This is a genomic window from Shewanella sp. SM87 (assembly GCF_025653705.1).
Taxonomy (GTDB): Bacteria; Pseudomonadota; Gammaproteobacteria; order Enterobacterales; family Shewanellaceae; genus Shewanella; species Shewanella oncorhynchi.
The window spans coordinates 1-26,963 of the sequence record NZ_JAKKSC010000029.1 but is presented as its reverse complement, the minus strand read 5'-3'; the positions used below and the strand labels follow the sequence as shown (position 1 = coordinate 26,963).

Sequence of the window (26,963 nt, the reverse complement as noted above, 5' to 3'; positions counted from 1 at the left end):
ATAATCTCTGTTTGGTTGTAAAAGCAGGGCGCTCTTTGCAGTGCTCTACTCTTAAAAACTGGTTACACGATTGACTTCTGCAATGCTGGTGACGCCATGCATCACTTTCAATAATCCTGATTGCCGTAAATCACGCATCCCTTGCGCTTTAGCTTGGGAGGCGATTTGTAAGGAGTTACCGCCTTCCATGATAGTACGCGCTATTTCATCGGACATCTTCATCACTTCGTAAATACCAACCCGGCCTTTGTAGCCGCCGGAGCAATGCTCGCAGCCCACAGGTTTAAAGGTGGTAAAACCTTGTGTAATTTGTGCTTGGGCAAAACCTAAACGTAATAGTTCATGCTCAGGGATGATTTCAGCTTGCTTACATTCGGGGCAAAGTCGACGTGCCAAACGCTGGGCAATAATCAGGTTAACTGAGCTGGCGATGTTATAACCTGGTACACCCATATTGATTAAACGAGTCAAGGTTTCGGCAGCCGAGTTTGTGTGCAAGGTTGATAGTACTAAGTGGCCCGTTTGTGCCGCTTTAATGGCAATTTCGGCGGTTTCAAGATCGCGAATTTCACCCACCATCACCACATCGGGATCTTGGCGTAGGAATGAACGTAAAGCGGAGGCGAAAGTGAGGCCGGCTTTTAAGTTAATGTGAACTTGGTTTACGCCCTCAAGGTTTATTTCTACCGGATCTTCGGCGGTAGAAATATTACGCTCTTCGGTATTAAGAATATTTAACCCTGTATAGAGGGAGACGGTTTTACCTGAGCCAGTAGGACCGGTCACTAAAATCATCCCTTGGGGTTTTGCCAACATCTCAAGATAGAGTTTTTCTTGGTCAGGCTCGTAGCCAAGCTTTTCAATGCCCAATTGTGCGGAGGATGAATCCAAAATCCGCATTACAATTTTTTCGCCCCACAGGGTCGGCAAAGTGCTTACCCGAAAGTCGATGGACTTAGTGCGGGAAAGTTTCATCTTGATTCGGCCGTCTTGCGGCACGCGGCGTTCGGCGATATCAAGTTTTGACATTACTTTTAACCGCGCCGATAAACGGTTTGCAAGGCTAATAGGGGGTTCGGAAACTTCGTGGAGAATACCGTCGATGCGAAAACGAATGCGGTAGCGCTTCTCATAGGGTTCAAAATGTAAATCCGAGGCACCTTTACGGATAGCATCGGTTAGAATTTTATTGATATAGATAACAATAGGCGCATCATCACTACTTTCACCTGTTGACTCTTCATTGCGTCTGTCGGTATCCGTTATTTCAATATTGGCTAGAGCCGCTTCATCCATACCGCCTAAATCTAGGCCGCTAATATCTACTTCGAGAATTTTCTCCAGTGCTTTGGCGAGTTTATCTTCTTCAACGAGAATCGCTTCGGCGTGCAAGCCCGCACTAAATTGGAAATCTTCGAGGGCAGCAATATTTGTCGGGTCGGATGTGCCTATATAGAGGCGATTTCCCCGTTTAAATAGGGGTAAGCAGCGGTGTTTCTCAATGAGTTTTTTATTGAGGAAATCCTCAGGAATCGAGGCAAGATCAAATTCATTGAGATCGAGTAGTGGCGTGCCATATTCTTCATAGCAAAGTTCGGCTATTGCTCGGGCAGAGACAAGCTTGCTTTGAACTAAAGTGCTGACAAGGGCATGTTTATTCTGACGGGATTTAGTAATGGCGTTAGCCATCTGCTCTTCATTTAGCAGACCTTTGCGGATAAATAGGGTAGATAAACCTAAATGAAGACCTGAAGTTGGCATAATTCTTCTTTAATTAATAAAGAAGGGCAAATTCAATAATTGTATCTACCCTTCTTATAAGCTTCTTACTAAAAAGTCTTATTAGAATTTTAGCTTAAGGTAAATTTGCACCTTTCTTACAAAGAGTTAAATCATCAGTACTTGTCATAGTGTATGTTACACCACCATTACCATCGAATGCAGCAGTAAGAGTACATTTAGGTTCTGTCCATACTAAACTGACTGCCGAGCCTTGAGCAGGGTCTGCTGCTAAAGCTGTCATTTTAGTATTCTTTGCTACTTCAGCTTGGATACCAGTACAACCTATACCTGTTGTGTTACAAGTTTGAATTTTTTGTGCAAATGCACTGATACCTTTCATTGATGCACCACCTTGTGCAGAGGTAACATAATCCTTATACGCAGGCAGTGCAATTGCTGCCAAAATACCGATAATGGCTACTACGATCATTAGTTCGATCAGAGTAAAACCCTGAGCTTTTTTATTTAATGCTTTGTTTAAATTCATGGCCTTCATTTTTCTCTCCAGCTAACTATTTAGTGACTTACTGTGGTTGAATAGAGTGTTTAACCTAACCGCTGTTTTACTCTATAAATTGTTTTATCTCATCAAACTTTATAACTCATTTATGTCAATAATGATCTATGTAACATTAACAGTACACCGATGATCTTGAATGACCCATGTGTAATTACTCATGCTGATTTATCCAAGCCTGCTTTACTAAATTAGCGCTAAATTAGCACTAAGTTAATGCTGGGTTAGCGCTTGTTTGAATAAATTGTTTCGGCAACCGCACCTTAGGCTAACGTTTTCAAAAATATGCCTCTCAAAAAACGTGAACTAGACAATTTTAAAAAGAATCCCAGTGCTGACCTTAGGTGAGGTTGACCAAACGGCCATCTCGCCTTGGTAAAAGTTAGTACAAAGTTAGGTAAAAGGAAATAAAAATTAAGTATAAAGTACTAATAAAGTGTTGTTTTTGTATAAAAGGCTAACTTATCGACATATTAGGTTATAACAACTTTTTGACAATATCAGTTTAGCTGGCGTGTCTCTCTATGTTGTCAAATTGGTGACATGAAATGGTGACGGGGTGAGTGCATCGTGAGGGGGAATGCTGAGTATGATAGTGCAGGCAGGATTTCGCATTTGGTTTGCAGGAACCCTACAAAACAAAGGCATTTCGCCTTAATATTTTATGAGTGGAATGTGCTTACGGTACTTTGCGAGAACATTCCACTGCCAGTTATTAACATCTAGCGGTTTTAAGCTTTTAATCTGAGTGACAAATCTAAGGCGCGAACATGCTTAGTGAGTGCGCCAACTGAGATATAATCCACCCCTGTTTTGGCGAATTCGGCTAGGGTATCTAAGATGACATTACCAGAGACTTCAAGCTTAGCGCCGGCGCCTTTCGCTTTATATTGATTGTTCATTTCAACCGCTTCGACCATCTTAGTGATGTCGAAGTTATCTAACATTATGATATCTGTGCCAGAGTCGAGTGCTAAGGCGAGCTCTTCGAGTGACTCCACTTCGACTTCAACGGGTTTATTCGGGTACAAGCTGCGGGCGGTATCTACGGCTTGGCGAATACCGCCACAGGCCATAATGTGGTTTTCTTTAATCAAAAAAGCATCATATAAACCAATACGATGGTTTTTTCCGCCACCGCAGGTGACGGCATATTTTTGTGCCGTGCGTAGGCCTGGAATTGTCTTGCGAGTATCTAACAAACGAGTGTGAGTCCCCGCCAGTTTATCGACATAATGTTTGGTTAAGGTAGCTACGCCAGAAAGTGTTTGGATAAAGTTCATTGCCGTGCGTTCGCCAGTGAGAATAGCGCGCGCAGGACCTGATAATTCACATAATAGCTGGTTGGGTAATACTAGATCGCCATCATCCACATGCCAATGCAGTGCGACTTCACCACCGAGTTGGTTAAAAACCTGCTCTGCCCATGCTTTACCACAAAAAACGCCTTCTTCACGGGTGATTAAAGTGGCTTCAGCGTACTTATCGGCGGGGATCAACATTGCTGTGATGTCGCCATAAGCGATGGCTTTGGTTTGATCGTTGATTTCGGTGCCACCTAAGTCTTCACTGAGGGCAGATTTTACTGATTGGCGGATATCGTTTTCTAACATAAGCGGAGTCCTTGCATTACGGCCTACTTGCATTTTAGGTTAAGATTACCACGGCCTTAGGTCTCACGGAACAGGTTGGAAGATTGAGCAAAAGGAGTAAGCTGCAGCCTTATTTAAATTGAGAGTGGATGGTTTGCTCCATGATCTCAATGTTAAAAGATAGCTCAGTCAGTAAGTTCCGTGCGCAGGGTTTCTTCTTTGCTTGGAGGAATACTGTTAGAGTAAGGCGGTATATGTGGCATAGAGGATAAGCTCATAATGCGGTTTGATTCGGGTTGGTGTGATAGTGCGAGGCGTTGTGAGTCGCCACATTTTAATCAACGTCCCTTGAATGAAGTGAGTTTGTTAGTGATCCACAATATTAGTCTGCCCGCAGGCTGCTTTGGATTACCTTACATTGATCAATTATTTCAAGGGTGTTTAGATACTAATGCCGATTCCAGCTTTGCACCGTTGCAGGGCTTGCAAGTGTCGGCGCACTTTTTGATCCGCCGCAATGGCGAGCGTGTCCAATATGTAAGCTGTAATGACAGGGCTTGGCATGCTGGGGTGTCTCGTTATGGTGAGAGAGAGAATTGTAATGATTTTTCCATTGGTATTGAACTGGAAGGCACAGATACTGAGCCTTACACTCCTGAGCAATATCAGTCACTCATCGAGTTAACACAAGCCCTACTGGTAGAATATCCATTGCTGAGTATTGAACGGATTGTGGGTCATTGTGATATTGCGCCAATGCGGAAAACGGACCCCGGGCAAAGTTTTGATTGGACAAGGTATTTAGAAACGCTGCGCGACTTACGGATGACGGAACGGGCTTCGCCCTTACGGTAAGCGCAGCGTTCTGTGAGTGAGCCAGCGAACGTTCCGTTATCGGTAAACTTTAATCGGTAAGCGCAGAGTTCCGTTATCCGTAACCATTTTTACAAGGAGTATGACAGATGGCATTATTTTCACTCTTGGTCGCCATTTTAGTGGAGCGACTTAAATTTCTTCCTTCATCATGGCAATTTGATCGTTTACTGCAATCCTATCAGACAACATTTTTCGGTGATAAAGCGTCACTGACAAGCGTGATGATGGCGTTGGCGTTAGTGCTACCAGCCTTGTTGGTATATGTTTTATCTTGGTTAGTGGCGGGAATGTTTTGGGGCTTATTAAGTTTAGCCCTATGGATTGTTGTGGCCGTGGTTTGTTTTAACCATCAGAAACAGCGTGATATTTTCAAAAAATATATGCAAGCCGCTTGTCGCTCAGATGTCCAAGCTTGTTACCATTATGCCGCCGAACTCGATTGTAGCGAGTGTTTAGATGCTGTATCCGAGAAAGACCTTGGTGCCAAAGTAGGTCAAAGTGTTGCTTGGATTAACTATCGTTATTATGGTGCCGTGGCGCTGTTTTTCATTTTTTTAGGTCCAGTCGGTGCTGTACTGTATTGCACGGTACGTTTTTATGCCGAAGAGAATGCCCGTAAATCTCTAGAGCTACCCTTAGTCAACGAAGTGATTACGATACTGGATTGGTTACCGAGCCGGATTTTCGCCTTTGGTTATGCCTTAAGTGGTCAATTTAGTGAAGGTTTAGCGGCGTGGCGCCGTAATGGATTGACCTTAAATGTGAGTGCTCGTACTGTGGTGGCTGAAACGGCATTAGCGGCACAACCTTTACCAGAGGTCGCAAGTGCGCCTATATGTGTACAATCAACCTTAGCATTATTAGTGCTCAGTAAACGTAACTTTACACTTATTGTTGCAATACTTTCATTACTGACTATTTTTGGATTGGTGAGTTAATTCCTGATGGATGACAGAACGTCGCTGCGCGACTTACGGATAACGGAATGGGCTCCGCCCTTACGGTAAGCGAAGCGTTCCGTCATCCGTAAACCTTATTCTGTCCTGCTGTCAAATGGTCTGACCCCATAAACATTTTTTTCCGCTATGCTCTCTCTTCGTGAGTGCTTTTGATCGAGATCGCTTTTAAGGAGTGATCTTCAATCTGGACATCAAAACGCTGATTTGATAAAGTGCGCTCACTCAAAAAAATTGGTAAGACCAATTTACAACGGAGCTGAGCGCCTGATGGCCTATAGTAAAATTAATCAGCCAAAAATTTCTGACGTGATCATGGCGCAATTAGAGCAAATGATTTTAGAGGGGAGTTTACAGCCCGGTCAGAAGTTACCGCCTGAACGCGAACTGGCGATCCAGTTTGAAGTGTCTCGACCTTCTTTGCGTGAAGCTATTCAAAAGCTTGAGGCAAAAGGACTGTTAATGCGCCGCCAAGGCGGTGGTACTTATGTCAAAGAACAACTCTGGCAGACCCTTGCCGATCCTATTGTTGAACTGATGAATTCAGATCCAGAGAGTCAGTACGACTTACTGGAGTTCCGCCATGCCACCGAAGGCATGATGGCCTATTTTGCGGCCCTGCGTGGTACCGACGCCGATATGCAAAATATCAAGCGTATGATCCTCGAGGTGGAAGCCGCCACCGATATCGAACAAAAAGCTGCTGCGATTGTGCGTTTTTATCGTGCTGTGGCGGAAGCGTCACATAACGTGGCTATGTTACACCTCGTTCTTAGTTTAACCCCTGTGCTGCATCAAAATGTGGCGCAAAACCTGGAGCTTTTAAGCCGCCGCGAAGAAGCTTCTACTATGGCTAACGATCACAGACGGGCCTTGCTCGCTGCCATCGTTCGTCGTGATCCCGACGCCGCCAGAGAAGCCTCGAATGAACACTTAAGTTACATCGAAGAGGTGATGTTATCTGTGCGGGAAGAAGATAGCCGGTTGCAGCGAAGCTTGCGCCGTTTAAAGAGTGGCGCTTAAGTTCTGTGATTTAGCTGCCAGCTAAATCGGAATATGCCGCAAACACCATTCATTATCATGTATATAGAGAAGGACAGTGTCATGTCTGAAGATATGCTACAAGACGTAGATCCGTTAGAGACTCAGGAATGGGTTGATGCCCTGCAAGCCGTGTTGGAACAGGAAGGCCCAGAGCGCGCGCATTTTTTACTAGAAAAGCTGATCGATAAAGCGCGTCGTAATGGCACTCACTTGCCTTATAACGCCACAACGGCTTACCTGAACACTATCCCTGCGGGTCAAGAGCCGCACATGCCTGGCAACCAAGAGATGGAACGTCGCATTCGCGCCATCATCCGTTGGAACGCTTTAGCTATGGTGCTTCGTGGTTCTAAGAAAGATTTAGAATTAGGCGGCCATATTTCAAGCTTCGCCTCAAGCGCGACTATTTATGACGTATGTTTTAACCACTTCTTCCGCGCACCCAATGAAAAAGACGGTGGCGATTTAGTGTATTTCCAAGGCCATATCGCCCCTGGTATTTATGCGCGTTCATTCTTAGAAGGTCGCTTAAGCGAAGACCAACTGGCTAACTTCCGTCAAGAAGTGGATGGCAAGGGTCTGTCTTCATACCCACATCCAAAACTGATGCCGGATTACTGGCAATTCCCAACAGTTTCTATGGGCTTAGGTCCTATCCAAGCGATTTATCAGGCGCGTTTCCTGAAATATCTGACTGACCGTGGTCTGAAAGATTGTTCAGCACAAACCGTTTACTGTTTCTTAGGTGACGGTGAGTGTGATGAGCCAGAAGCTTTAGGTGCGATTGGTTTAGCGGCCCGTGAAGAATTAGATAACTTAGTCTTCATCGTTAACTGTAACTTACAGCGTCTCGATGGCCCTGTACGTGGTAACGGTAAGATTATCCAAGAACTTGAAGGCGAATTCCGCGGCGCAGGCTGGGAAGTCGTTAAAGTGATTTGGGGTCGTTACTGGGATCCATTATTGGCCCGTGACACTAGCGGTAAGTTACTGCAGTTAATGGAAGAAACCGTTGACGGTGAATACCAAAACTGTAAAGCCAAAGGTGGCGCTTATACTCGCGAACACTTCTTTGGTAAGTATCCTGAAACGGCCGAAATGGTGGCTAACATGTCAGATGATGACATTTGGCGCTTAAACCGTGGCGGTCATGATCCAGTGAAAGTGTACGCTGCCTTAGATCACGCACAAAAAACCAAAGGTCGCCCAACGGTGATTTTAGCTAAAACCGTAAAAGGTTATGGCTTAGGTGATGCGGGTGAAGGTAAAAACATCGCTCACAACGTGAAGAAAATGGGTATCGAGTCTATCCGTTACTTCCGCGATCGTTTCAATATTCCGATCCCAGATGACCAGTTAGAAGATCTGCCTTTCTATCACCCAGGTCCAGATTCTGAAGAAGTGAAGTACATGATGAGCCGTCGTGAAGCGCTGCATGGTAGCGTGCCACAACGTCGTCAAAAGTTCACCGAAGAGATGGAAGTGCCGTCACTGAAGATTTTCGATTCGATTTTACAGGGCTCAAACGGCCGTGAAATTTCATCGACTATGGCATTCGTTCGCGTGCTGACAGCATTGCTGAAAGACAAGAAAATTGGCAAAAATATTGTGCCAATTATTCCTGACGAAGCTCGTACTTTCGGTATGGAAGGTTTGTTCCGTCAAGTGGGTATTTATGCTCACGAAGGTCAAAAATATATTCCGCAGGATTCTGACCAAGTTGCTTACTACCGTGAAGATAAAACCGGCCAAGTATTGCAAGAAGGGATTAACGAACTCGGCGCTATGTCTTCATGGGTATCAGCAGCGACGAGCTACTCAGTCAACGATACACCTATGATCCCGTTCTACATCTACTACTCAATGTTCGGTTTCCAACGTATTGGCGACATGGCTTGGGCTGCGGGTGATATGCGTGCTCGTGGTTTCTTAGTCGGTGGCACTTCAGGTCGTACAACGCTTAACGGCGAAGGTTTACAGCATCAAGATGGTCATAGCCACGTATTGGCGAACACTATCCCTAACTGTATTACTTACGATCCAACCTACGGCTACGAAATTGCCGTTGTGGTACAAGATGGTATCCGTCGTATGTACGGCGAGAATCAAGAAGATATCTTCTACTACTTGACCACAATGAACGAAAACTATGAGCAACCAGCCATGCCAGAAGGTGCGGAAGTGGGCATAGTGAAAGGTATCTACAAGTTAGAAACGGTTGCGGGTTCAGGTAAAGGCAAAGTTCAGTTAATGAGCTGTGGCACTATCCTTGAACAAACCCGTAAAGCGGCGCAAGCACTGGCGAAAGACTTTGGTATTACTGCCGACGTATTCAGTGTGACCAGCTTTAACGAATTGACTCGCGATGGTCAAGCTGCTGAACGTTGGAACATGCTGCACCCAACCGAAACGCCAAAACAAGCCTATATCAGCCAAGTGATTTCAAGTGATGCACCTGCAATCGTCGCGACTGACTATATGAAGATTTACGGCGAACAGTTACGTGCTTATATTCCTACCGATTACAAAGTGTTAGGTACTGACGGTTTCGGTCGTTCAGACAGCCGCGAGAATCTGCGTCACCACTTCGAAGTGGATGCTAAGTTCATCGTTATTGCGGCACTGAAATCACTGGTTGATCGCAAAGAGCTGCCTGTCGATGTGTTAGCAAAAGCCATTAAAGAATATGGTATCGACGCTGACAAGATCAATCCACAGTACGCGTAAGAGGCAATAAAAATGGCTGAATTAAAAGAAGTTTTTGTTCCTGATATCGGCGGCGATGAAGTGCAAGTGATCGAAATTTGTGTAGCTGTGGGTGATACCCTAGCGGCAGAAGAATCGATTCTTACCGTCGAAAGCGACAAGGCGACTATGGATATTCCAGCGCCTTTCGCCGGTGTTTTAGCCGAATTGAAAGTGGCTGTGGGCGATAAAGTATCTGAAGGTACATTGATTGCTATGATGCAAGCGGCGGGCGCGGCAGTTGCCGCTCCGGCTCCAGTTGCAGCACCCGCTCAGGCGGCACCAGCATCTGCACCAGTTCAAGCGGCTCCTGCCCCTGTGGCTGCTGCTCCTGCGACGGGCGCAACCAAAGTGGTTGAAGTCACTGTGCCAGATATCGGTGGCGACACTGATGTATCGGTTATCGAAGTATTGGTTGCTGTCGGTGACACGATTGAAGTTGATAGCGGTTTAATTACCCTAGAAACAGACAAAGCGACGATGGACGTGCCATCACCTTTCGCGGGTGTGGTTAAAGACGTTAAAGTTGCGGTTGGCGATAAAGTGTCGCAAGGCTCTTTAGTCATCATGCTTGAAGTGGGCGGCGCTGCACCTGCAGCCGCGCCAACTGTTGCTGCCCAAGCTGCTCCTGCCGCTACGGTAGCGCCAGTGGCCGCAGCACCTGCTGCACCAGCGGCAAGTGTGGTTGCGGTAAAAGAAATTCAAGTGCCGGATATTGGCGATGCCAGCAATGTCGATGTGATCGAAGTGCTCGTGTCTGTCGGTGATGAAATCACTGCCGACCAAGGTTTGATTACGCTTGAAACTGACAAAGCCACCATGGAAGTGCCTGCGCCATTCGCCGGTAAACTGCTGTCTTTGACTGTTAAAGTGGGTGACAAGGTTTCTCAAGGTAGCGTCATTGCGACGATTGAGACCACTTCTGTTGCAACAGCAAGTGCTCCAGCACCTGCTGCACAAGCGGCGGCTCCTGCTCCAGTGAGCGCGGCGCCCGTTGCTGCACCTGCAAGCCGTCCACCAGTACCCCATCACCCAAGCGCAGGTACACCTGTGTCTACTGGTGCGGTACATGCGTCTCCTGCGGTACGTCGTTTAGCCCGTGAGTTTGGTGTCGACTTGACCCAAGTGACAGGTTCTGGCCGTAAAGGTCGCATCATGAAAGAAGACGTACAGGCGTATGTTAAATACGAACTGTCGCGTCCGAAAGCGACTGCGGCAACTTCTGTTGGTTCAGGTAACGGCGGCGGTCTGCAAGTGATTGCAGCACCTAAAGTTGATTTCAGTAAGTTTGGTGAAGTGGAAGAGATTCCATTAAGCCGTATCCAGAAGATTTCTGGCCCTAACTTACACCGCAACTGGGTAACTATCCCTCACGTGACTCAGTTCGATGAAGCTGATATCACTGAAATGGAAGAGTTCCGCAAGCAGCAAAACGATGTAGCGGCGAAGAAAAAAGCCGATTACAAGATCACGCCTTTAGTGTTTATGCTGAAAGCTGTGGCTAAAACGCTGCAACAGTTCCCTGTGTTCAATTCGAGCTTAAGCTCTGATGGCGAATCACTGATCCAGAAGAAGTATTTCCACATCGGTGTGGCGGTTGATACGCCAAACGGTTTGGTTGTGCCAGTCGTGCGTGACGTGGATAAGAAAGGCATTATCGAGTTATCTCGTGAACTGGCTGATATCTCTATCCGTGCCCGTGATGGCAAGCTGAAATCTGCTGATATGCAAGGTAGCTGTTTCACCATTTCAAGTTTAGGTGGTATTGGCGGTACGGCGTTTACGCCTATCGTGAACTACCCAGACGTGGCGATTTTAGGTGTGTCTAAATCTGAAATTAAGCCTAAGTGGAATGGTAAAGAGTTCGAGCCTAAATTGATGTTGCCGCTGTCACTGTCATACGATCACCGCGTGATCGATGGTGCCATGGCTGCACGTTTTAGTGTGACGCTGTCAGGAATTCTGTCCGATATTCGTACTTTGGTTCTGTAAGCATATAAGGCTGCTCATCTTGAGCAGCCTTTTGTTTATTGTGATCAGTATCAAACACAGGTTAAAATGCGCCCACCTTACGCGCTGGCGCATTTTCGGTTGGCAGGATAGCTCCTCCAACGGATTGAATGAGAATTAGAGGAAAACATGAGTAACGAAATCAAAACTCAGGTAGTGGTATTAGGTGCAGGTCCTGCAGGTTATTCTGCGGCTTTCCGTGCTGCTGACTTAGGTCTGGAAACCATCATAGTTGAACGTTTTAGCACTTTAGGTGGCGTGTGTCTTAACGTGGGTTGTATCCCATCTAAAGCCTTACTGCACGTTGCTAAAGTTATCGAAGAAGCCAAAGCGGTTGCCGCTCACGGTGTGGTCTTCGGCGAGCCAACTATCGATTTAGATAAGTTACGTGGCTTTAAAGAAAAAGTCATTGGCCAATTAACTGGCGGATTGGGCGGCATGTCCAAAATGCGTAAAGTTAACGTGGTTAACGGTTTTGGTAAATTCACTGGCCCTAACACGCTAGAAGTGACTGCTGAAGATGGCACTGTGACTAAAGTGACTTTCGAGCAAGCGATCATTGCTGCGGGTTCTCGCCCAATCAAACTGCCATTTATTCCGCATGAAGATCCACGTATTTGGGATTCGACTGACGCATTAGAACTGAAAGAAGTTCCAGGCAAGTTGTTAGTGATGGGCGGCGGTATTATCGGTCTAGAAATGGGTACTGTGTACGCTTCTTTAGGCAGCCAAATCGACGTGGTTGAGATGTTCGACCAAGTGATCCCTGCGGCTGATAAAGATGTGGTTCGCGTATTTACTAAGCAAATCAAGAAGAAATTCAACCTGATCCTTGAAACTAAAGTCACTGCGGTCGAAGCCCGTGAAGACGGTATCTATGTTTCTATGGAAGGTAAGAGCGCGCCAACTGAAGCCGTTCGTTACGATGCCGTATTAGTGGCTATTGGCCGTACACCTAATGGCAAGTCGTTAGATGCTGAAAAAGCAGGTGTTAACGTTGATGAGCGTGGCTTTATCAAGGTTGATAAGCAACTACGTACTAACGTACCGCACATCTATGCAATTGGTGACATCGTTGGTCAACCTATGTTGGCTCACAAAGGCGTGCACGAAGGCCATGTAGCGGCTGAAGTTATCGCTGGCATGAAGCACTACTTCGATCCAAAAGTCATCCCATCAATTGCTTACACTGACCCTGAAGTAGCTTGGGTTGGTCTGACTGAGAAAGAAGCGAAAGAGCAAGGTATTGCTTACGAAACCGCAACTTTCCCATGGGCTGCAAGTGGTCGTGCGATTGCGTCTGATTGCTCTGAGGGCATGACTAAGCTGATTTTCGACAAAGACACTCACCGCGTGATCGGTGGTGCTATTGTGGGTGTTAACGGCGGCGAGTTGTTGGGCGAAATCGGTCTAGCGATTGAAATGGGTTGTGATGCTGAAGATTTAGCATTAACCATTCACGCTCACCCAACACTGCACGAATCAGTAGGCTTAGCGGCTGAAATGTACGAAGGTTCTATTACTGATTTGCCAAACCCAAAGGCAAAGAAAAAGTAATTTAGCTGTCGATTAAAAAAGCGCTCACTTGAGCGCTTTTTTATTGCCTGTATTTTTTTGTAACTTTTATGTAAACAAGCGGATGAATTGAAGGGATTGAGCTGCTACAGTACAACTATGGTATGCGGTAAGTTGTCACATGCAAACAAAAATAATTAGAACAATTCTGACATGTTTCATCCTTTCACTGATTAGCGTCCATTCGGCTTGGGCGGGCGGCTTCGTGCAGCGTGTTTTTACCGATAGAGACGGTTTAGCTGTCACCAGCATCCGAGGTTTAGCCTTAGATGACTACGGTTTTGTATGGGCAGCTACTGAGCAGGGCTTGTATCGGGTCAGTAATTCTAAGGTGCGGCGCATTGATAAAATTGGCACGGAATCACGGCTTGCGGATGACTTTTTAACGACAGTGGTGAACATCGACCGAGACAAGTTATTGGTCAGTACCAATGCCGCGATTTACCTTTACGATATAGTACAAAATCAATTTACCGCGTTTGGTTCTCCCTATCTATTCCCGCAGTTTCCAGGTGGTGCGCTGATATCGGCAGCCCGCAAGAATAGCAAAACATGGCGATTATTAATTGATAATGGTCAGATCTATGAGTTTTCCCCTTCAAAGTCAGAACTTCGCCTTATCACTCAATTAGCTGTTAATCGCGACCTTCCTTGGCGCAAGTTATTGCTTATGCCCAATGGACACATGTTGGTTGCGGGGCAGTTGCAACTAGAGCTCCTCGACAACAATGGCGAACGGCTATTTCAATACCCTTGGACCGAATCTATGGGCAGTATTCTCGATATGTTGGAGGATACTCAACATAGGATCTGGATTGCGACAGGGCGTGGTGTTTATCAATTAGATCAAATCGCTCATCAAATTACACCTGTGCCAGAATTACCCGATTGGAGCACAGCGATCATTGAAGATGCTAAAGGGTATTTGTGGTTTGCCAGTCGTATTGGCTTGTTAAAATGGTCGCCTGAGACGCGGTTGATTGAGAATTATCAGCAAGAGTTGAAGGCTGAGGCCAACATGGAAACGCTGAAAGCCATGTTGTTTGATGATGCAGGCTTGATGTGGGTTGGAGGCTCTGGTGATGGATTGGCATTGTTAGCGTCACCGCCTGATTTCATTCTTGATACTTATGCGGCAGATGAACCCTATCAGCTGAGCGATGCCATGACCTGGTCTGTACATGCCAGTGATGAAGGGGTTTGGCTCGGTTCTTCCAGTGTAGATTTTGTTGCTAAGGGCAGTAAAAAAGCGGTTAACATTCCGATTGAGGGGTTTAATCCCCACGAAAGTATTTATGATATTAGTGAGTTTGAGGACCATTATTTACTGATCTCAACAACCAGTGGTCTTTTTGTTATTGATAAAGAGACCTTGCAAGGAAGCAGTTTTTCTAAATGGACTCACGGTCAGGATGACTTTAAAAATAAGCTCATATATAAAACTTATCGGGATCCCAAACTGAAAGGACGCGTCTGGATTGCGACTACCACGGGACTCTATTTTTGGGAAATGGGACTCTATGAGCCCCAGCCATTTGATATTGATAAGTCATCGAACGAATTTGATGGCCCCAAGCGGCCTGTGATCCGCACTATTTATCGCAGCTCTGACGGTCGTCTTTGGGTTGGCGGTAAAAAAGTCTTTGGTTACATAGACAGTCAAAACGAGTTTCATGATCAACGGCACTTATTTAATGCTTTTGCGGCACAACCAACGATTAGCCATATTGAAGAAATGTCCCCGGGAATTATCTGGTTTGGTTCCTATGAAAAAGGTTTGTTTGAATATCAGCAGCAGACGGAATCGTTAGTTTCACTGACTTCCGAATGGCAATTAAATTGTAGTTCAGTGTTTTTTATTCAAAAGACCCCTAAGTCAAATCTTGTGGGTTGTGCTGATTCTTTGATTCGTCAGGATATTCAAACGGGCAATATCGCCATGTTTAATCAACTCGATGGTTTGATTTCCGATGAAATGAACGAGGGCGCTTATTTTTATTCGCCAAAAACAGGCTTTTACTTAGGAACACCTGAAGGTGTGATGCGACTCGATGTCAATAGGCTGGTCAATCGTATAACCGATGACCATGTGATGCTTGAATCTGTCTCTGTGTACTATAACAACACGACAGAAGTATCCTTGTTGCCGCGTAACCTGATGACCATCAAACCCGATGCGAATATGGTGAGTTTTCAAATCACTAACTTAGATTATCTCGATGATTCGCCAATCCAATTTAAATACCGATTACGTTATCAGGATGAAGATAGCCATTATGTCTTGTTGCAGGGGGAATCTCAGATCAACCTCGCAGGATTAGCTGCGGGTGGCTATGTGCTAGATATTTTGAGTCAAGTTAACGGGATATGGTCAGATAAGCCGTTCTCTTATCCTTTTTATGTTGAGCAGCATTGGTGGTTATCCCAAGGTTTTAAAGGTATTTTGCTGCTGTTATTTTCTATTATTGCTTTAAGTCTTGCTTGGTATCGACAACGACAGATCAATACCTTTAAGCAGATGAATCTGGCATTAACGGAGAGTGAGGACAGGTTAAGGCAGTCTTTGCGCGGCAGTGACTCAGATCTCTGGGAGTGGCATAAAAATACTCAGGCATTTCACCTTGATAATCGCGGTTCGGTGCTTGGTACACATGCTAATGAGATTGTGGTGAGCTTAGAGGGTTTGCCAGTGCATCCGCAGGATAGGGAGAAAGCTCTCGCTCAGTGGGACAACATGATGGCGGGTGAGATTGACCGATTCGAGGCCGAATATCGCTATCAGCGTAAGGACGGTAATTGGGGATGGCTGAGGGTTAGAGGGCGGCCAGTTGCTCGCAATAAGCACTCAAATGAAATTGAACGGGTCGCGGGTATTTATAGCGATATTACTGTGCAACGCCAGCTAGAAGATGAAATTAATTTATTGGCGAAAGCGTTTGGCAATACCTCTGAAGGTGTGTTGATTTTAGATGTCGAAGGCGGTATTCGCGTTGCGAATTACGCTGCGCAACAAATTATTGGTATAGATTCTGACGACTTAGTCGGGCAACCATTTGCACAATTCGTACAGATGAATGACGGATTAGCATCGGAGATTAAGCAACTTCTCCGTGATAGTCAGTCTTGGACCGGAGAGCGGGAGTTAATCCGCGCCAATCAGCAACTTTGTCCTGTGTGGCTAAACGTGTCGGTGATGCAAAGCATTAACGGGAAAGTAACCCACTATGTGGTGGTATTTTCTGATATTACGGAGCGTAAACGTACTGAAGCCGATTTACGCCGTTTGGCTAATTACGATGTGCTTACTGGGTTGCCAAATCGCTCCTTATTTTCTAGCCGTCTATTACAGTCGATTCAAGCTGCGCAGCAAACAGGTGAGAAACTGGCGCTACTGTTTTTAGATCTCGATAGATTTAAGCATGTTAATGATTCCTATGGTCATAGCATGGGCGATGCACTGCTGGTCGAAGCATCAAGCCGACTGCAATCTTGTATTTCCAGCGAGCATTTACTCTGTCGTTTTGGTGGCGATGAATTTGTGATTTTACTCCGCAATGCAAACAGCATTGACGATATTAACCATGTCGCCGAGCGCCTATTGGAGCAAATTGTCGCGCCTTTTAAGTTGTATGGTCGGGAATTTTATATTTCGACCAGTATAGGCATCAGTATTTGGCCCGACGATGCGGTGCAGCCTGAGGCTTTTATCAAGAATGCCGATCTTGCTATGTACCATGCCAAAGAAGAAGGGCGAGGCAATTTCCAATATTATTCCTCGGAGCGTAATGCTCAAGCCCTCTATCATTTACGGCTTGAGGCCGATTTACGCAAAGCCATAGAACGGCAAGAGTTCGAGCTTTATTATCAGCCGCAAATTGATATTTTACGTAACGATAAGCTCATAGGAATGGAGGCATTAATTCGCTGGAAACATCCGCAAGACGGATTTATTCGCCCCGATATTTTCATTAAAGTTGCTGAGGCTTGCGGTTTAATTGTTGATATTGACCGCTGGGTATTAAGACAAGCCTGTGTGCAGGGGGCCAATTGGACTAAGCGCTATGGCTCGGGCTTTAAGTTGTCGGTTAATATTTCGGCGGTGCATTTTAGGCAGCCAGATTTTATTGAAGATATCCAAAGAATTTTACAAGAAACCCAAATGCCAACAGCATCTTTAGGATTAGAAATCACCGAAGGCGTATTGATGAAGGAGTTGCATGTCGCTAAAGACCATCTAACTCGATTGAAATCTTTGGGGATCGAGGTTGCCATCGATGACTTTGGTACTGGGTATTCCTCACTGGCTTATTTGCGTAATTTTGAAGTCAATACCCTAAAAATTGATCGCTCCTTTTTGATTGATATCGCCACTAATACCGCAGATCAGGCGATTGTGAGCAGTATTATTGAATTAGCCCGTAACCTTAAATTAAATGTGGTTGCTGAAGGGATTGAGACGGTTGAGCAGTTAGAGCAAGTCTTTAGCCGTGGCTGTTATATTATTCAAGGGTATTATTTTGCTAAACCTATGTGCGTTGATGATTTTGAGCGCTATTTAGAGACAGATAACAAAATCGTCTCTATTGATCATTAAGCTAGAAACATAGTCTATTATTGGCTCGCGAATACTTAATATTTGTATCGCTGATGGGCAATCGTCTGCACGATATAAGCCAGTGAGCTTGAGATGTAAACGTTATCGTCTTCAGTGGTGAAGGATATTTTGTTTAGCGGTTTATTCAATTAAACTTCATCTGTTTGTATAAAGAGTACACAAACTTATCACTAGTCGGTCCAGATAAAATATGACTGACGGTTAAATCGATAAGTTTGTTAATATAACTCGGATTTTTATCCCATAAAAAGTAGCCTCACATGATGCGTCAACTACTCGCTTCTATTATTTTGTGTTTGTGTGTTACCCCGTCTTTGGCTGCAGAGCGCCTTAAAATTGGTGTCGTACTCAGTGGTGGTGGTGCTAAAGGCGCCGCTCATGTGGGCGTGCTCAAAATATTAGAAGAACATAACATCCCAGTCGATTATATCGCGGGCACCAGTATAGGCGCCTATGTCGCTGGCATGTATTCACTGGGTTACAGTGCGAGTGAAGTGGAAGCTATCATGATGGGGGTCAACTGGGACAGTGGCTACTCGGACACCATACCGCGCAATATTTTGAGTTACAGGGATAAACAGTTACGCGACCGTTACAATATTCCGTTAAACATTGGCTATAACGAAGGCCAAGTGAGGGCGCCAAGTGGTCTGCTACGTGGTCAGACTATGTCACAACTTTTACGTCAGTCGACAGATCTGGTACAGCAATTTGGTCATTTTGATGATTTAGCCATTCCCTACCGAGCGGTTGCAACCGACTTAGAAACTAGCTTACCTGTGGTGATTAGTCATGGCAGTATGGTTAAAGCTATGCAAGCGTCTGCAACTGTACCTGGTGCACTTCAGCCCGCACAAATTGAAGGCAAGTTATTGGTCGATGGTGGTATTGCTAATAACATGCCCGTCGATGTGGTTAAGGCCATGGGAGCCGATATTATTATCGCCGTCGATATTGGCTCGCCTCTGGTCAAAAAAGATAAATTAGACAGTACTATCGCAGTACTCGATCAGCTCTCTAATTTTTTGACCAATGCCAGCACTGAAAGACAAAAACAATTGCTGACAGATAAAGATGTATTGATCCGACCTGCGATTGACGCCCTCAGCACCACTGATTTCACTATTATGCCGCTGGCATTAACCCTTGGAAAAGAAGCCGCTAATGGTCAGCTTTATAAGTTGAGCAGTATGAGCGTAAGCCCTGAGGAATATGCCGCCTACGTCGAGGCTAAAAAAGCCAAAGGTAAATTATTAATGGCGGATGTACGTCATCCCATTAATGAAATCGTATTTGAAAACCAATCTAAGGTGAGTTTGAATCTCTTGACGGAAACCTTGGATATTAAACCTGGGCAAGCTGTATCTAAAGACGAGCTTAATGAGGCGTTAAAGCGTATTTACTCCCTCAATAAATTTGAGCGTGTCGATGCTGAATTTGTAGAAGGTGAGGATGGCCGCATACTCACAGTCACCACTAAGGCTAAGTCTTGGGGGCCGAATTATTTCCAACTGGGCTTTAATTGGGAGGATGACTTTAATTCAGAATCTGCCATCAGTTTTGACATGGCTTATACCATGACCGATTTGACCTTTAATGGTGGTGAGTGGCGCAATGAGGTGAAGCTCGGCATTGAAAAGTTGTTTGCAACTGAGTTCTATCAGCCTTTAGACAGGGACCAACAGTTCTTTAGCCGTGCCCGTTATCAATACGATACCCGTGATTGGGACTTATACGATAATAACAGTCGTATCTTAACCTTCGACAAGAAAACCCATACGATTGAATTAGGCATAGGTTATAACTACACCTTACAAGGGATGATTGAGTTAGGCTTAGTCGCAGAGAAGGGGGCGATAGTCAATGATGTTTGGCTAACGCAGGACTTAGATTTTAGTTCCTATGGTGCTTACTTTAGGTTCGGTTACGATAGCTTAGATAGTATTAGCTTTCCAACATCAGGTAATCGCGTAACCTTAAACGTTTACGTGCGCAATGAAGATTTCAATGACAGTATCGACGATAATCAAAACCAATTTAGCGTGCAAATAGAGGCCGACTGGAAAGGTGCCTTGAGTGTCGGTAACCACGCTTTTGTTGGTAAGGCATCAATTGCTACTAACAATAATGATGGTGTCAATACGCTGCATTTATCTGAGCTGGGAGGATTCTTAAACCTGTCTGGTTACCATAAAGACTCAATTATGGGCGCACATAAAGTGTTTGGGGCCTTTATTTATCAATATGATCTCGGGCGTGATGCGCTAGGTATGACAGATTACCCTCTATACCTAGGTTGGAGCTTAGAGGCGGGAAATGTCTGGGACGAGCGCACTGACGTCACCCTGACCGATCTGATTTATGCATCGAGTCTTTATATCGGTACCGATACTTCCATGGGACCCGCAGCACTTGGTTTTGGGATCACAGATCTTGGCGATAAGTCTTTCTATTTATTTGTGGGTAAAAACTTCTAGTTTGAGATTTGTGTAAAGAACTTAAGGGCATGACTGAGGTTGTGCCCTTACTTTTTGGTCGATGGAAAAACTATAAGCGTCATCCCTATGGAAGTTACCTTGCCGAAATAGCTAAGAGTGTCGCTAAAGTGTCATATCCTTTTACAAAATCTTACTACTGTGAGGCGTACCAAGATGCTAAGGTTTTGCTGGAAAAATAATAACTCTCAACGGAAGCTGGGGAAAACAATGAAGAAGATAAGCACACTGGCACTGAGTATCGCCTTGAGTTTAGGTTTAGCGGCTTGTAGTACTGAGCCTAAAACTGAAGCCGTCGCGGTGTCTGGCATTGAATTGCAAAACTTTGATGCCTCAGTTCGCCATCAAGATGATTTCTATTACAGCGTTAATGGAAAATGGTTGGCAAATACGCCTATTCCAGCTGACAAATCTAACTATGGCGCGTTTTCTGTGTTGTACGACCAAAGCCAAGATGCATTAAAGAAAATTATCGACGAAGCGGCCGCTAAAAAGAATCCTGCCGCAGGCTCGAATGAGCAGAAAATCGGTGATTTCAATGCTAGCTTTATGAATACCGATTTGCTTGAAACCTTAGGTGTTACTCCGCTTAAGCCATTGCTGGCCGATATCGCTGGCGCAAAAACGCACGCTGACTTACCCGCTGTTATGGGCAAATTACTGACGACGGGTTCTGGTATTCCTTTTGGTTTTTACGTCAATAATGACGCTAAAAACTCAACCCAGTATGCGGTGTATTTAAGCCAGTCAGGCCTCACGCTACCGGATCGTGATTATTACCTTAAAGATGACCCTAAATTTGCCGCTAATCGTCAAGCCATGGCCAAGTATGTGACAGACATACTGACCGAAGCGGGTTACAAGGATGCTAAACGCGCGGCTAAAAACGTCGCCGACATCGAAATGATGATCGCTAAAAGTCAGTGGAGCCGAGTCGAATCCCGTGATGCCAACAAGGCATACAACAAGTTAGATCGTGCTGAACTGCAAAAGTTAACCGGTCAATTCGATTTTAATGCCTTTGCTGCGAGTGCGGGCTTAGGCGATAAAGTGACTGAAGTGATCGTGCGTCAGCCCTCTTATTTTGAAAAACTCGGCGCCAGTTTCGAGACATTCCCTGTATCGGCTTGGCAGGATTATCTTGCGTTCCACTTAGTGGATAGCTACGCCGAGTTACTGAGTAAAAACTTTGTTGATTTGAACTTTGCCTTTAAGAGCAAAACCTTAATGGGTATCGAAGAGCAGCAGCCACGCTGGAAAAAAGCAGTTGATGGCGCCGACCAAGTGATTGGTGAGTTAGTGGGTGAAGAGTACGTTAAGCAATACTTCAAGCCAGAAGCTAAAGCACGCATGGAAACCATGATCAAAAACTTGATCAAAGGTTTTGAAGTCAGCATTAATGAACTTGAGTGGATGACGCCAGAAACCAAAGTCGCCGCTCAAGAAAAACTGGCTAAATTTACCTATAAAATTGGCTATCCAGATAAATGGAAAGATTACTCAGGTTTAGATATCAAGGCTGACGAGTTAGTCGGTAACTACATGCGTTATGCTCAGTTTGAATATCAAGACATGATCAACAAGCTAGGCAAGCCAATTGATCGTACCGAATGGGGCATGACACCACAAACGGTGAATGCTTATTACAGTCCAGTGAAAAACGAAATTGTGTTCCCTGCAGCGATTCTGCAACCGCCATTCTTTAATATGGATGCCGATGATGCTGTTAACTACGGTGGTATAGGTGCCGTGATCGGCCATGAAATTAGCCATGGTTTTGATGACCAAGGCGCTAAATACGATGGTGATGGCAACCTGCGTGATTGGTGGTCAGATAAAGACAGAGAAGAGTTCCAAAAACGCGGTAAGCAGTTGTCTGCCCAATACTCAGGTTATGAGGCAATGCCCGGCAAGTTTGTTAACGGTGATTTGACCTTAGGGGAAAACATCGGCGACTTAGGTGGTTTAACCGTAGCGGCACGTTCGTATTTGATGAGCCTTAACGGCAAACCTGCACCTGTGCTCGATGGTTTAACGGGCGAGCAACGCTTCTTTGTGGGTTGGTCGCAAGTATGGCGCCGTAATTACCGTGATGAAGAGCTGAGCCGTCGTTTGCTGACAGATCCGCATTCACCAAGCCATTATCGTGCCATGGGTACGCCGCGTAACGTGGAAGCCTTCTATAAGGCCTTCGATATGAAAGAAGGCGATCAAATGTATTTAACGCCAGATGAACGTGTAAAAATCTGGTAATACATGCAGTTGATTTAAATAAGAAAAGCCAGACAATGTCTGGCTTTTTTATTGATGACGATAATCTAGGATGCTGCCGATTAATGTCCATAACCTAAGGATTCAATTTTTGTGACTTTATTATCAGTGGCATACAGGCGACGCATTAAGCGTGTTGGTCCAAAGTCATAGGTCCATTCTTGATACTCAGTCGGCAACTTGCTGGGATCGATCACCCTGTCTCCGTTAGCGTTGAGATAAGTCGCTGGCAGACTGTATTCTCGAATATCACTGGGCGAGCCGCATTTATCCTGCACAGTCGTTAAAGTATCGCCCGTATTGATCACTTGTTGTTTACAGTGCATGGTTTCACCTGCGCTAGCGGGTAAACAGGTGGACATGAGTATTAAGCCCATGGGCAGTATTAAGGATAGGTACTTCACATTGAATTCCTTCTGGTGCATACACCATTCTGCTATTTATCCGTAGGGTAAAGACTAAGCTTATTCGCCCTGCAGAAACTCGGTGTGTTGTGACGTTATTTTGCCAAAATTGTTGTTAATGCCAACAAACTCTCGGCCTGATGATGGGCGATAATCCACTTAGCATCGCCTCTTTGTTCTGGCGCAGGGATCGCGACCGTTTGCATGTTGGCTGCTCTGGCGGCAATTAAGCCGTTAAAGGAATCTTCGATGGCAAGACAACAACGGGGATCAACATCTAACGCCTTAGCGCAATTCAAATAAACTTCTGGGTGGGGTTTACCATAGATTAGGTGTTCAGCCGATTCTATCGCCATAAACTTTTCACTGAGATCTAACTTCGTTAATACTGCTTGGATAATGGTGTTTGGGGATGAAGTCGCTAAGCCGATTTTAAGGCCAAGCGCTTGGCAGTGGTCAATCGTTTCGTAAACGCCCAGCATAGCTTCGCCGCTAACCAGAATTTCATTTGCAACTTTATCAACAATCGTTTGGCTGACCTTGGCATTATCATAGTGTGGCCAAGGTGCCTTGTGGTACCAATAATCGACGCATTGATCGATGCGTAAGCCCGTGGTTTGTTGAATCGTCTCTACCGTCACTGGCACGCCGAGTGCGGATAACACTTCATACTCGACTCGTTGCCATAGGGGTTCTGAATCGATTAAAACGCCATCCATATCAAAAATAACGGCTTGAATGCTAAGGGATGTCATTGGTACTCCGATGGACTAAGGAAATAACTGAGATATGCAGTAAATTAAGCCTGAGTGTAAGGTCTCGCACTGCATCTTAAAAGCCAAAATGCAGCAAGATGAGAAAAATTTATACCTATTTGCTCTCTGACACGGAAAATTGCTTGTTCGATTTAAAATTAATGAAACATTGTTAACTATTTGTAGTGTATGGTTTTTTGTCTGTTTTCAAACTATTGTCTAATTTCACTTGTTTTAATCTTCCCGTAAGTTGGCATTCGCCGCCGGATTTAGTCCTTATTTCGCTTTTTGCCGAGTGTGACCTGATTCATACTTTTGCAAAGCTGTAGTATACTGCAGGCCGGAAATACGGGTCGATCATGTCGGACTGTCAGCTTCAATTAAGAAGACGTGCAGTTTCGTTGTTAGAGCGCCAAACAAAGAGGAATGTTGCCGTGCTAGAAGCATATCGTAAACACGTCGCAGAACGTGCTGCAGAGGGCGTAGTCCCTAAGCCATTAGATGCACATCAAGTGGCTGAACTGGTTAAGTTAGTTCAAAACCCACCCGCAGGTGAAGAGGCTTTCGTTCTCGACCTGCTTGAAAATCGAATTCCCCCAGGTGTTGATGAAGCCGCTTACGTTAAGGCTGCTTTTTTAGATGCGGTTGCCAAAGGCACTGAGAAATCACCGATTCTGTCTGCTGAGCGTGCTACTGAGTTATTAGGCACAATGCAAGGCGGCTACAACATCGAACCTCTGATCGCGCAGCTGGATAATCCAGCGTTAGCACCTTTAGCCGTTAAAGCGTTATCTCACACTCTGCTGATGTTTGATTCTTTCCACGATGTGGTTGAGAAGATGGAAGCGGGCAATGAGTTTGCAAAGCAAGTGGTTGAAGCGTGGGCGAATGCAGATTGGTATTTAAGCCGTCCAAAACTGGCCGACAAAGTCACTCTGACAGTATTTAAAGTCTCTGGTGAAACCAACACCGATGACTTGTCACCTGCACCAGATGCATGGTCACGTCCTGATATCCCATTGCACGCGTTAGCTATGCTGAAAAACGCCCGTGATGGTATCGAGCCTGATGTTGCTGGTGCCGTTGGCCCAGTGAAAAAAATCGAAGCATTAAAAGCACAAGGTCATCCATTAGTATATGTGGGTGACGTTGTGGGTACGGGTTCATCACGTAAATCTGCGACTAACTCAGTACTGTGGTTTATGGGCGATGATATTCCATTCGTACCTAACAAGCGCGCTGGCGGTTTCTGCCTTGGCGGTAAAATTGCACCGATTTTCTTCAACACTATGGAAGATGCGGGCGCACTGCCAATCGAGCTTGATGTGAACAAGATGGAAATGGGCGATGTGATTGACATCTACCCATACGCCGGTGTGGTTAAGCGTCACGATAGCGACGAAGTAATTTCAGAATTCAGCTTAAAAACGGAAGTCTTGTTAGACGAAGTTCGTGCTGGTGGTCGTATTCCATTGATCATCGGTCGTGGTTTAACTGACAAAGCCCGTGACGTATTAGGCTTAGGGTTATCTGACGTCTTTGTACGTTCTCAAGATGTCGCTGATACTGGCAAAGGTTATACACTTGCGCAGAAGATGGTCGGCAAAGCTTGTGGCGTAGCGGGTGTGCGTCCTGGTCAATACTGCGAGCCTAAGATGACGTCTGTCGGTTCACAAGACACGACAGGTCCTATGACCCGTGATGAGCTGAAAGATTTAGCTTGTTTAGGTTTCAGTGCTGATTTGACTATGCAGTCATTCTGTCACACTGCGGCTTATCCAAAGCCAGTGGATGTGAACACACATCATACTCTGCCTGATTTCATCATGAACCGCGGCGGTGTATCACTGCGTCCAGGTGACGGTGTTATCCACTCGTGGTTAAACCGTATGCTGCTACCAGATACCGTTGGTACGGGTGGTGACTCACATACGCGTTTCCCAATCGGTATTTCATTCCCAGCGGGTTCAGGCTTAGTAGCGTTTGCTGCTGCGACTGGCGTTATGCCACTCGACATGCCTGAATCCGTATTAGTGCGCTTCAAGGGCAAAATGCAACCGGGTATCACACTGCGTGATCTGGTTCATGCTATCCCATTAAAAGCCATTGAACTGGGCATGCTGACTGTTGAGAAGAAAGGTAAAGTAAACATCTTCTCTGGTCGAGTACTGGAAATCGAAGGTCTTGAAACCTTGAAAGTTGAACAAGCTTTCGAACTGTCTGATGCTTCAGCTGAGCGCTCTGCTGCTGGTTGTACCATCAAGTTAGACAAAGAACCTATCATTGAATACCTGAACTCAAACATCATCATGCTCAAGTGGATGATTGCTGAAGGTTATGGCGATCGTCGTACGATTGAACGTCGTATCAAAGGTATGCAAGAGTGGTTAGCCAATCCTGAGCTGATGAGCGCCGATAAAGATGCTGAGTACGCTGCAGTAATCGAAATCGACCTAAATGACATCAAAGAGCCAATCCTGTGTGCGCCAAACGATCCTGATGATGCCGTTTTACTGTCATCTGTTGCGCAAACTAAGATTGATGAAGTGTTCGTAGGTTCTTGTATGACCAACATCGGTCACTTCCGCGCAACTGGTAAGATGCTAGACAAGTTTGCTAAAACTCTGCCAACACGTCTGTGGATTGCACCACCGACTAAAATGGATAGAGATCAACTGACTGAAGAAGGCTACTACGCGATTTTTGGTCGTGTAGGCGCGCGCATCGAGATCCCAGGTTGTTCACTGTGTATGGGTAACCAAGCACGTGTAGCTGAAGGTTCAACTGTGGTATCGACTTCTACCCGTAACTTCCCTAACCGTTTAGGTACAGGTGCTAACGTTTACTTAGCCTCTGCTGAACTGGCTGCGGTTGCTGCACTGTTAGGTCGTCTGCCGTCACCTGAAGAATATCAAGAATACGCTAAAGAGTTAGACGCAACTGCGGCTGACACTTACCGTTATTTGAACTTCGACCAAATCGAGTCTTACACCCAAAAAGCATCGGAAGTGATCTTCCAGACTGCCGTGTAATCGATTGCCGTTAAGGTAACTTGATGTAAAAAGCCAGCGTAAGCTGTAATGCCGATCAGTTAAGACAGATCGCTTGACGATCTCGCTGAAAAGATCAAAATCCGATGACCTCATGTCATCGGATTTTTTTATGCAACTCTCAGAAGCACTCGCCCGTACTCATATTACCCGCCTAACCGAATTCACCTGCTTAGCAGATGTGTTAGAACCTGAGTTAATTCAATCTTGCCTAGACTCTCAGGGCGTTGCGACGTTAAGACGGCGTAAATTGCCGATGGACGCGATGATTTGGGC

Annotated in this window: 17 protein-coding genes; 12 read left to right on the top strand and 5 right to left on the bottom strand. The window is 45.4% G+C overall.

Translation table 11 applies throughout. The annotated features are described in order from the left end of the window. Positions 1-51: 51 nt before the first annotated feature. From pilB to nadC, 3 genes are all read right to left on the bottom strand, one after another. On the bottom strand, positions 52-1,761 hold the full coding sequence (gene pilB / locus L5M11_RS18860) for a type IV-A pilus assembly ATPase PilB (RefSeq protein WP_263176929.1): 1,710 nt from the start codon (positions 1,759-1,761) through the stop codon (positions 52-54). A 94-nt stretch (positions 1,762-1,855) separates the two neighbouring features. Beyond that, entirely contained in the window at positions 1,856-2,278 is a 423-nt protein-coding gene (locus tag L5M11_RS23905) for a prepilin-type N-terminal cleavage/methylation domain-containing protein (protein WP_317629749.1), read from the bottom strand. Positions 2,279-3,030: 752 nt separating this feature from the next. Continuing rightward, complete coding sequence (gene nadC, locus L5M11_RS18850) at positions 3,031-3,912, bottom strand: carboxylating nicotinate-nucleotide diphosphorylase (protein ID WP_263176931.1); 882 nt, start codon at positions 3,910-3,912, stop codon at positions 3,031-3,033. A gap of 258 nt (positions 3,913-4,170) precedes the next feature. Between nadC and ampD the strand changes: the two genes are divergently transcribed. From ampD to L5M11_RS18800, 10 genes are all read left to right on the top strand, one after another. Then, on the top strand, positions 4,171-4,746 hold the full coding sequence (ampD, locus tag L5M11_RS18845) for a 1,6-anhydro-N-acetylmuramyl-L-alanine amidase AmpD (protein ID WP_263192980.1): 576 nt from the start codon (positions 4,171-4,173) through the stop codon (positions 4,744-4,746). A 107-nt stretch (positions 4,747-4,853) separates the two neighbouring features. Then, the gene (ampE, locus tag L5M11_RS18840; RefSeq protein WP_173496212.1) at positions 4,854-5,705 is read left to right on the top strand and encodes a beta-lactamase regulator AmpE; all 852 of its coding nucleotides are present in this window, start codon (positions 4,854-4,856) and stop codon (positions 5,703-5,705) included. A gap of 288 nt (positions 5,706-5,993) precedes the next feature. Next, on the top strand, positions 5,994-6,746 hold the full coding sequence (pdhR, locus tag L5M11_RS18835; protein WP_105250401.1) for a pyruvate dehydrogenase complex transcriptional repressor PdhR: 753 nt from the start codon (positions 5,994-5,996) through the stop codon (positions 6,744-6,746). An 81-nt stretch (positions 6,747-6,827) separates the two neighbouring features. Continuing rightward, the gene (aceE, locus tag L5M11_RS18830; RefSeq protein WP_105250400.1) at positions 6,828-9,494 is read left to right on the top strand and encodes a pyruvate dehydrogenase (acetyl-transferring), homodimeric type; all 2,667 of its coding nucleotides are present in this window, start codon (positions 6,828-6,830) and stop codon (positions 9,492-9,494) included. 12 nt (positions 9,495-9,506) lie between these two features. After that, the gene (aceF, locus tag L5M11_RS18825) at positions 9,507-11,504 is read left to right on the top strand and encodes a dihydrolipoyllysine-residue acetyltransferase (RefSeq protein WP_263192978.1); all 1,998 of its coding nucleotides are present in this window, start codon (positions 9,507-9,509) and stop codon (positions 11,502-11,504) included. Positions 11,505-11,651: 147 nt separating this feature from the next. Then, positions 11,652-13,079 (top strand): dihydrolipoyl dehydrogenase, encoded by a 1,428-nt coding sequence (gene lpdA / locus L5M11_RS18820; RefSeq protein ID WP_263192977.1) that lies wholly within the window; start codon positions 11,652-11,654, stop codon positions 13,077-13,079. 139 nt (positions 13,080-13,218) lie between these two features. Continuing rightward, on the top strand, positions 13,219-17,691 hold the full coding sequence (locus L5M11_RS18815) for an EAL domain-containing protein (RefSeq protein WP_263192975.1): 4,473 nt from the start codon (positions 13,219-13,221) through the stop codon (positions 17,689-17,691). 281 nt (positions 17,692-17,972) lie between these two features. Then, positions 17,973-20,189: a patatin-like phospholipase family protein gene (locus tag L5M11_RS18810; protein ID WP_263192973.1), complete on the top strand. Its 2,217-nt coding sequence runs from the start codon at positions 17,973-17,975 to the stop codon at positions 20,187-20,189. A gap of 29 nt (positions 20,190-20,218) precedes the next feature. Next, a complete protein-coding gene (locus tag L5M11_RS18805; RefSeq protein ID WP_263192971.1) occupies positions 20,219-20,389 on the top strand; it encodes a hypothetical protein in 171 nt (56 codons plus the stop codon). Positions 20,390-20,417: 28 nt separating this feature from the next. Further along, positions 20,418-22,460, top strand: coding sequence for a M13 family metallopeptidase (locus tag L5M11_RS18800; RefSeq protein WP_263192969.1), 2,043 nt, complete (start codon positions 20,418-20,420; stop codon positions 22,458-22,460). Between the two features lie 80 nt (positions 22,461-22,540). On the opposite strand, the gene L5M11_RS18795 is transcribed toward L5M11_RS18800, so the two are convergent. Beyond that, positions 22,541-22,882, bottom strand: coding sequence for a DUF2845 domain-containing protein (locus tag L5M11_RS18795; protein WP_028759308.1), 342 nt, complete (start codon positions 22,880-22,882; stop codon positions 22,541-22,543). A 95-nt stretch (positions 22,883-22,977) separates the two neighbouring features. Next, positions 22,978-23,637: a hexitol phosphatase HxpB gene (hxpB, locus tag L5M11_RS18790; protein ID WP_219235611.1), complete on the bottom strand. Its 660-nt coding sequence runs from the start codon at positions 23,635-23,637 to the stop codon at positions 22,978-22,980. Positions 23,638-24,071: 434 nt separating this feature from the next. Between hxpB and acnB the strand changes: the two genes are divergently transcribed. Both acnB and L5M11_RS18780 read left to right on the top strand, forming a co-directional pair. Then, positions 24,072-26,669 carry a bifunctional aconitate hydratase 2/2-methylisocitrate dehydratase gene (acnB, locus tag L5M11_RS18785; RefSeq protein WP_263143543.1) on the top strand — a complete coding sequence of 866 codons (2,598 nt, stop codon included), beginning with the start codon at positions 24,072-24,074 and terminating at the stop codon, positions 26,667-26,669. A gap of 112 nt (positions 26,670-26,781) precedes the next feature. Continuing rightward, on the top strand, positions 26,782-26,963 hold a 182-nt coding region (locus L5M11_RS18780; protein ID WP_263140309.1), incomplete at its 3' end, for a transposase domain-containing protein.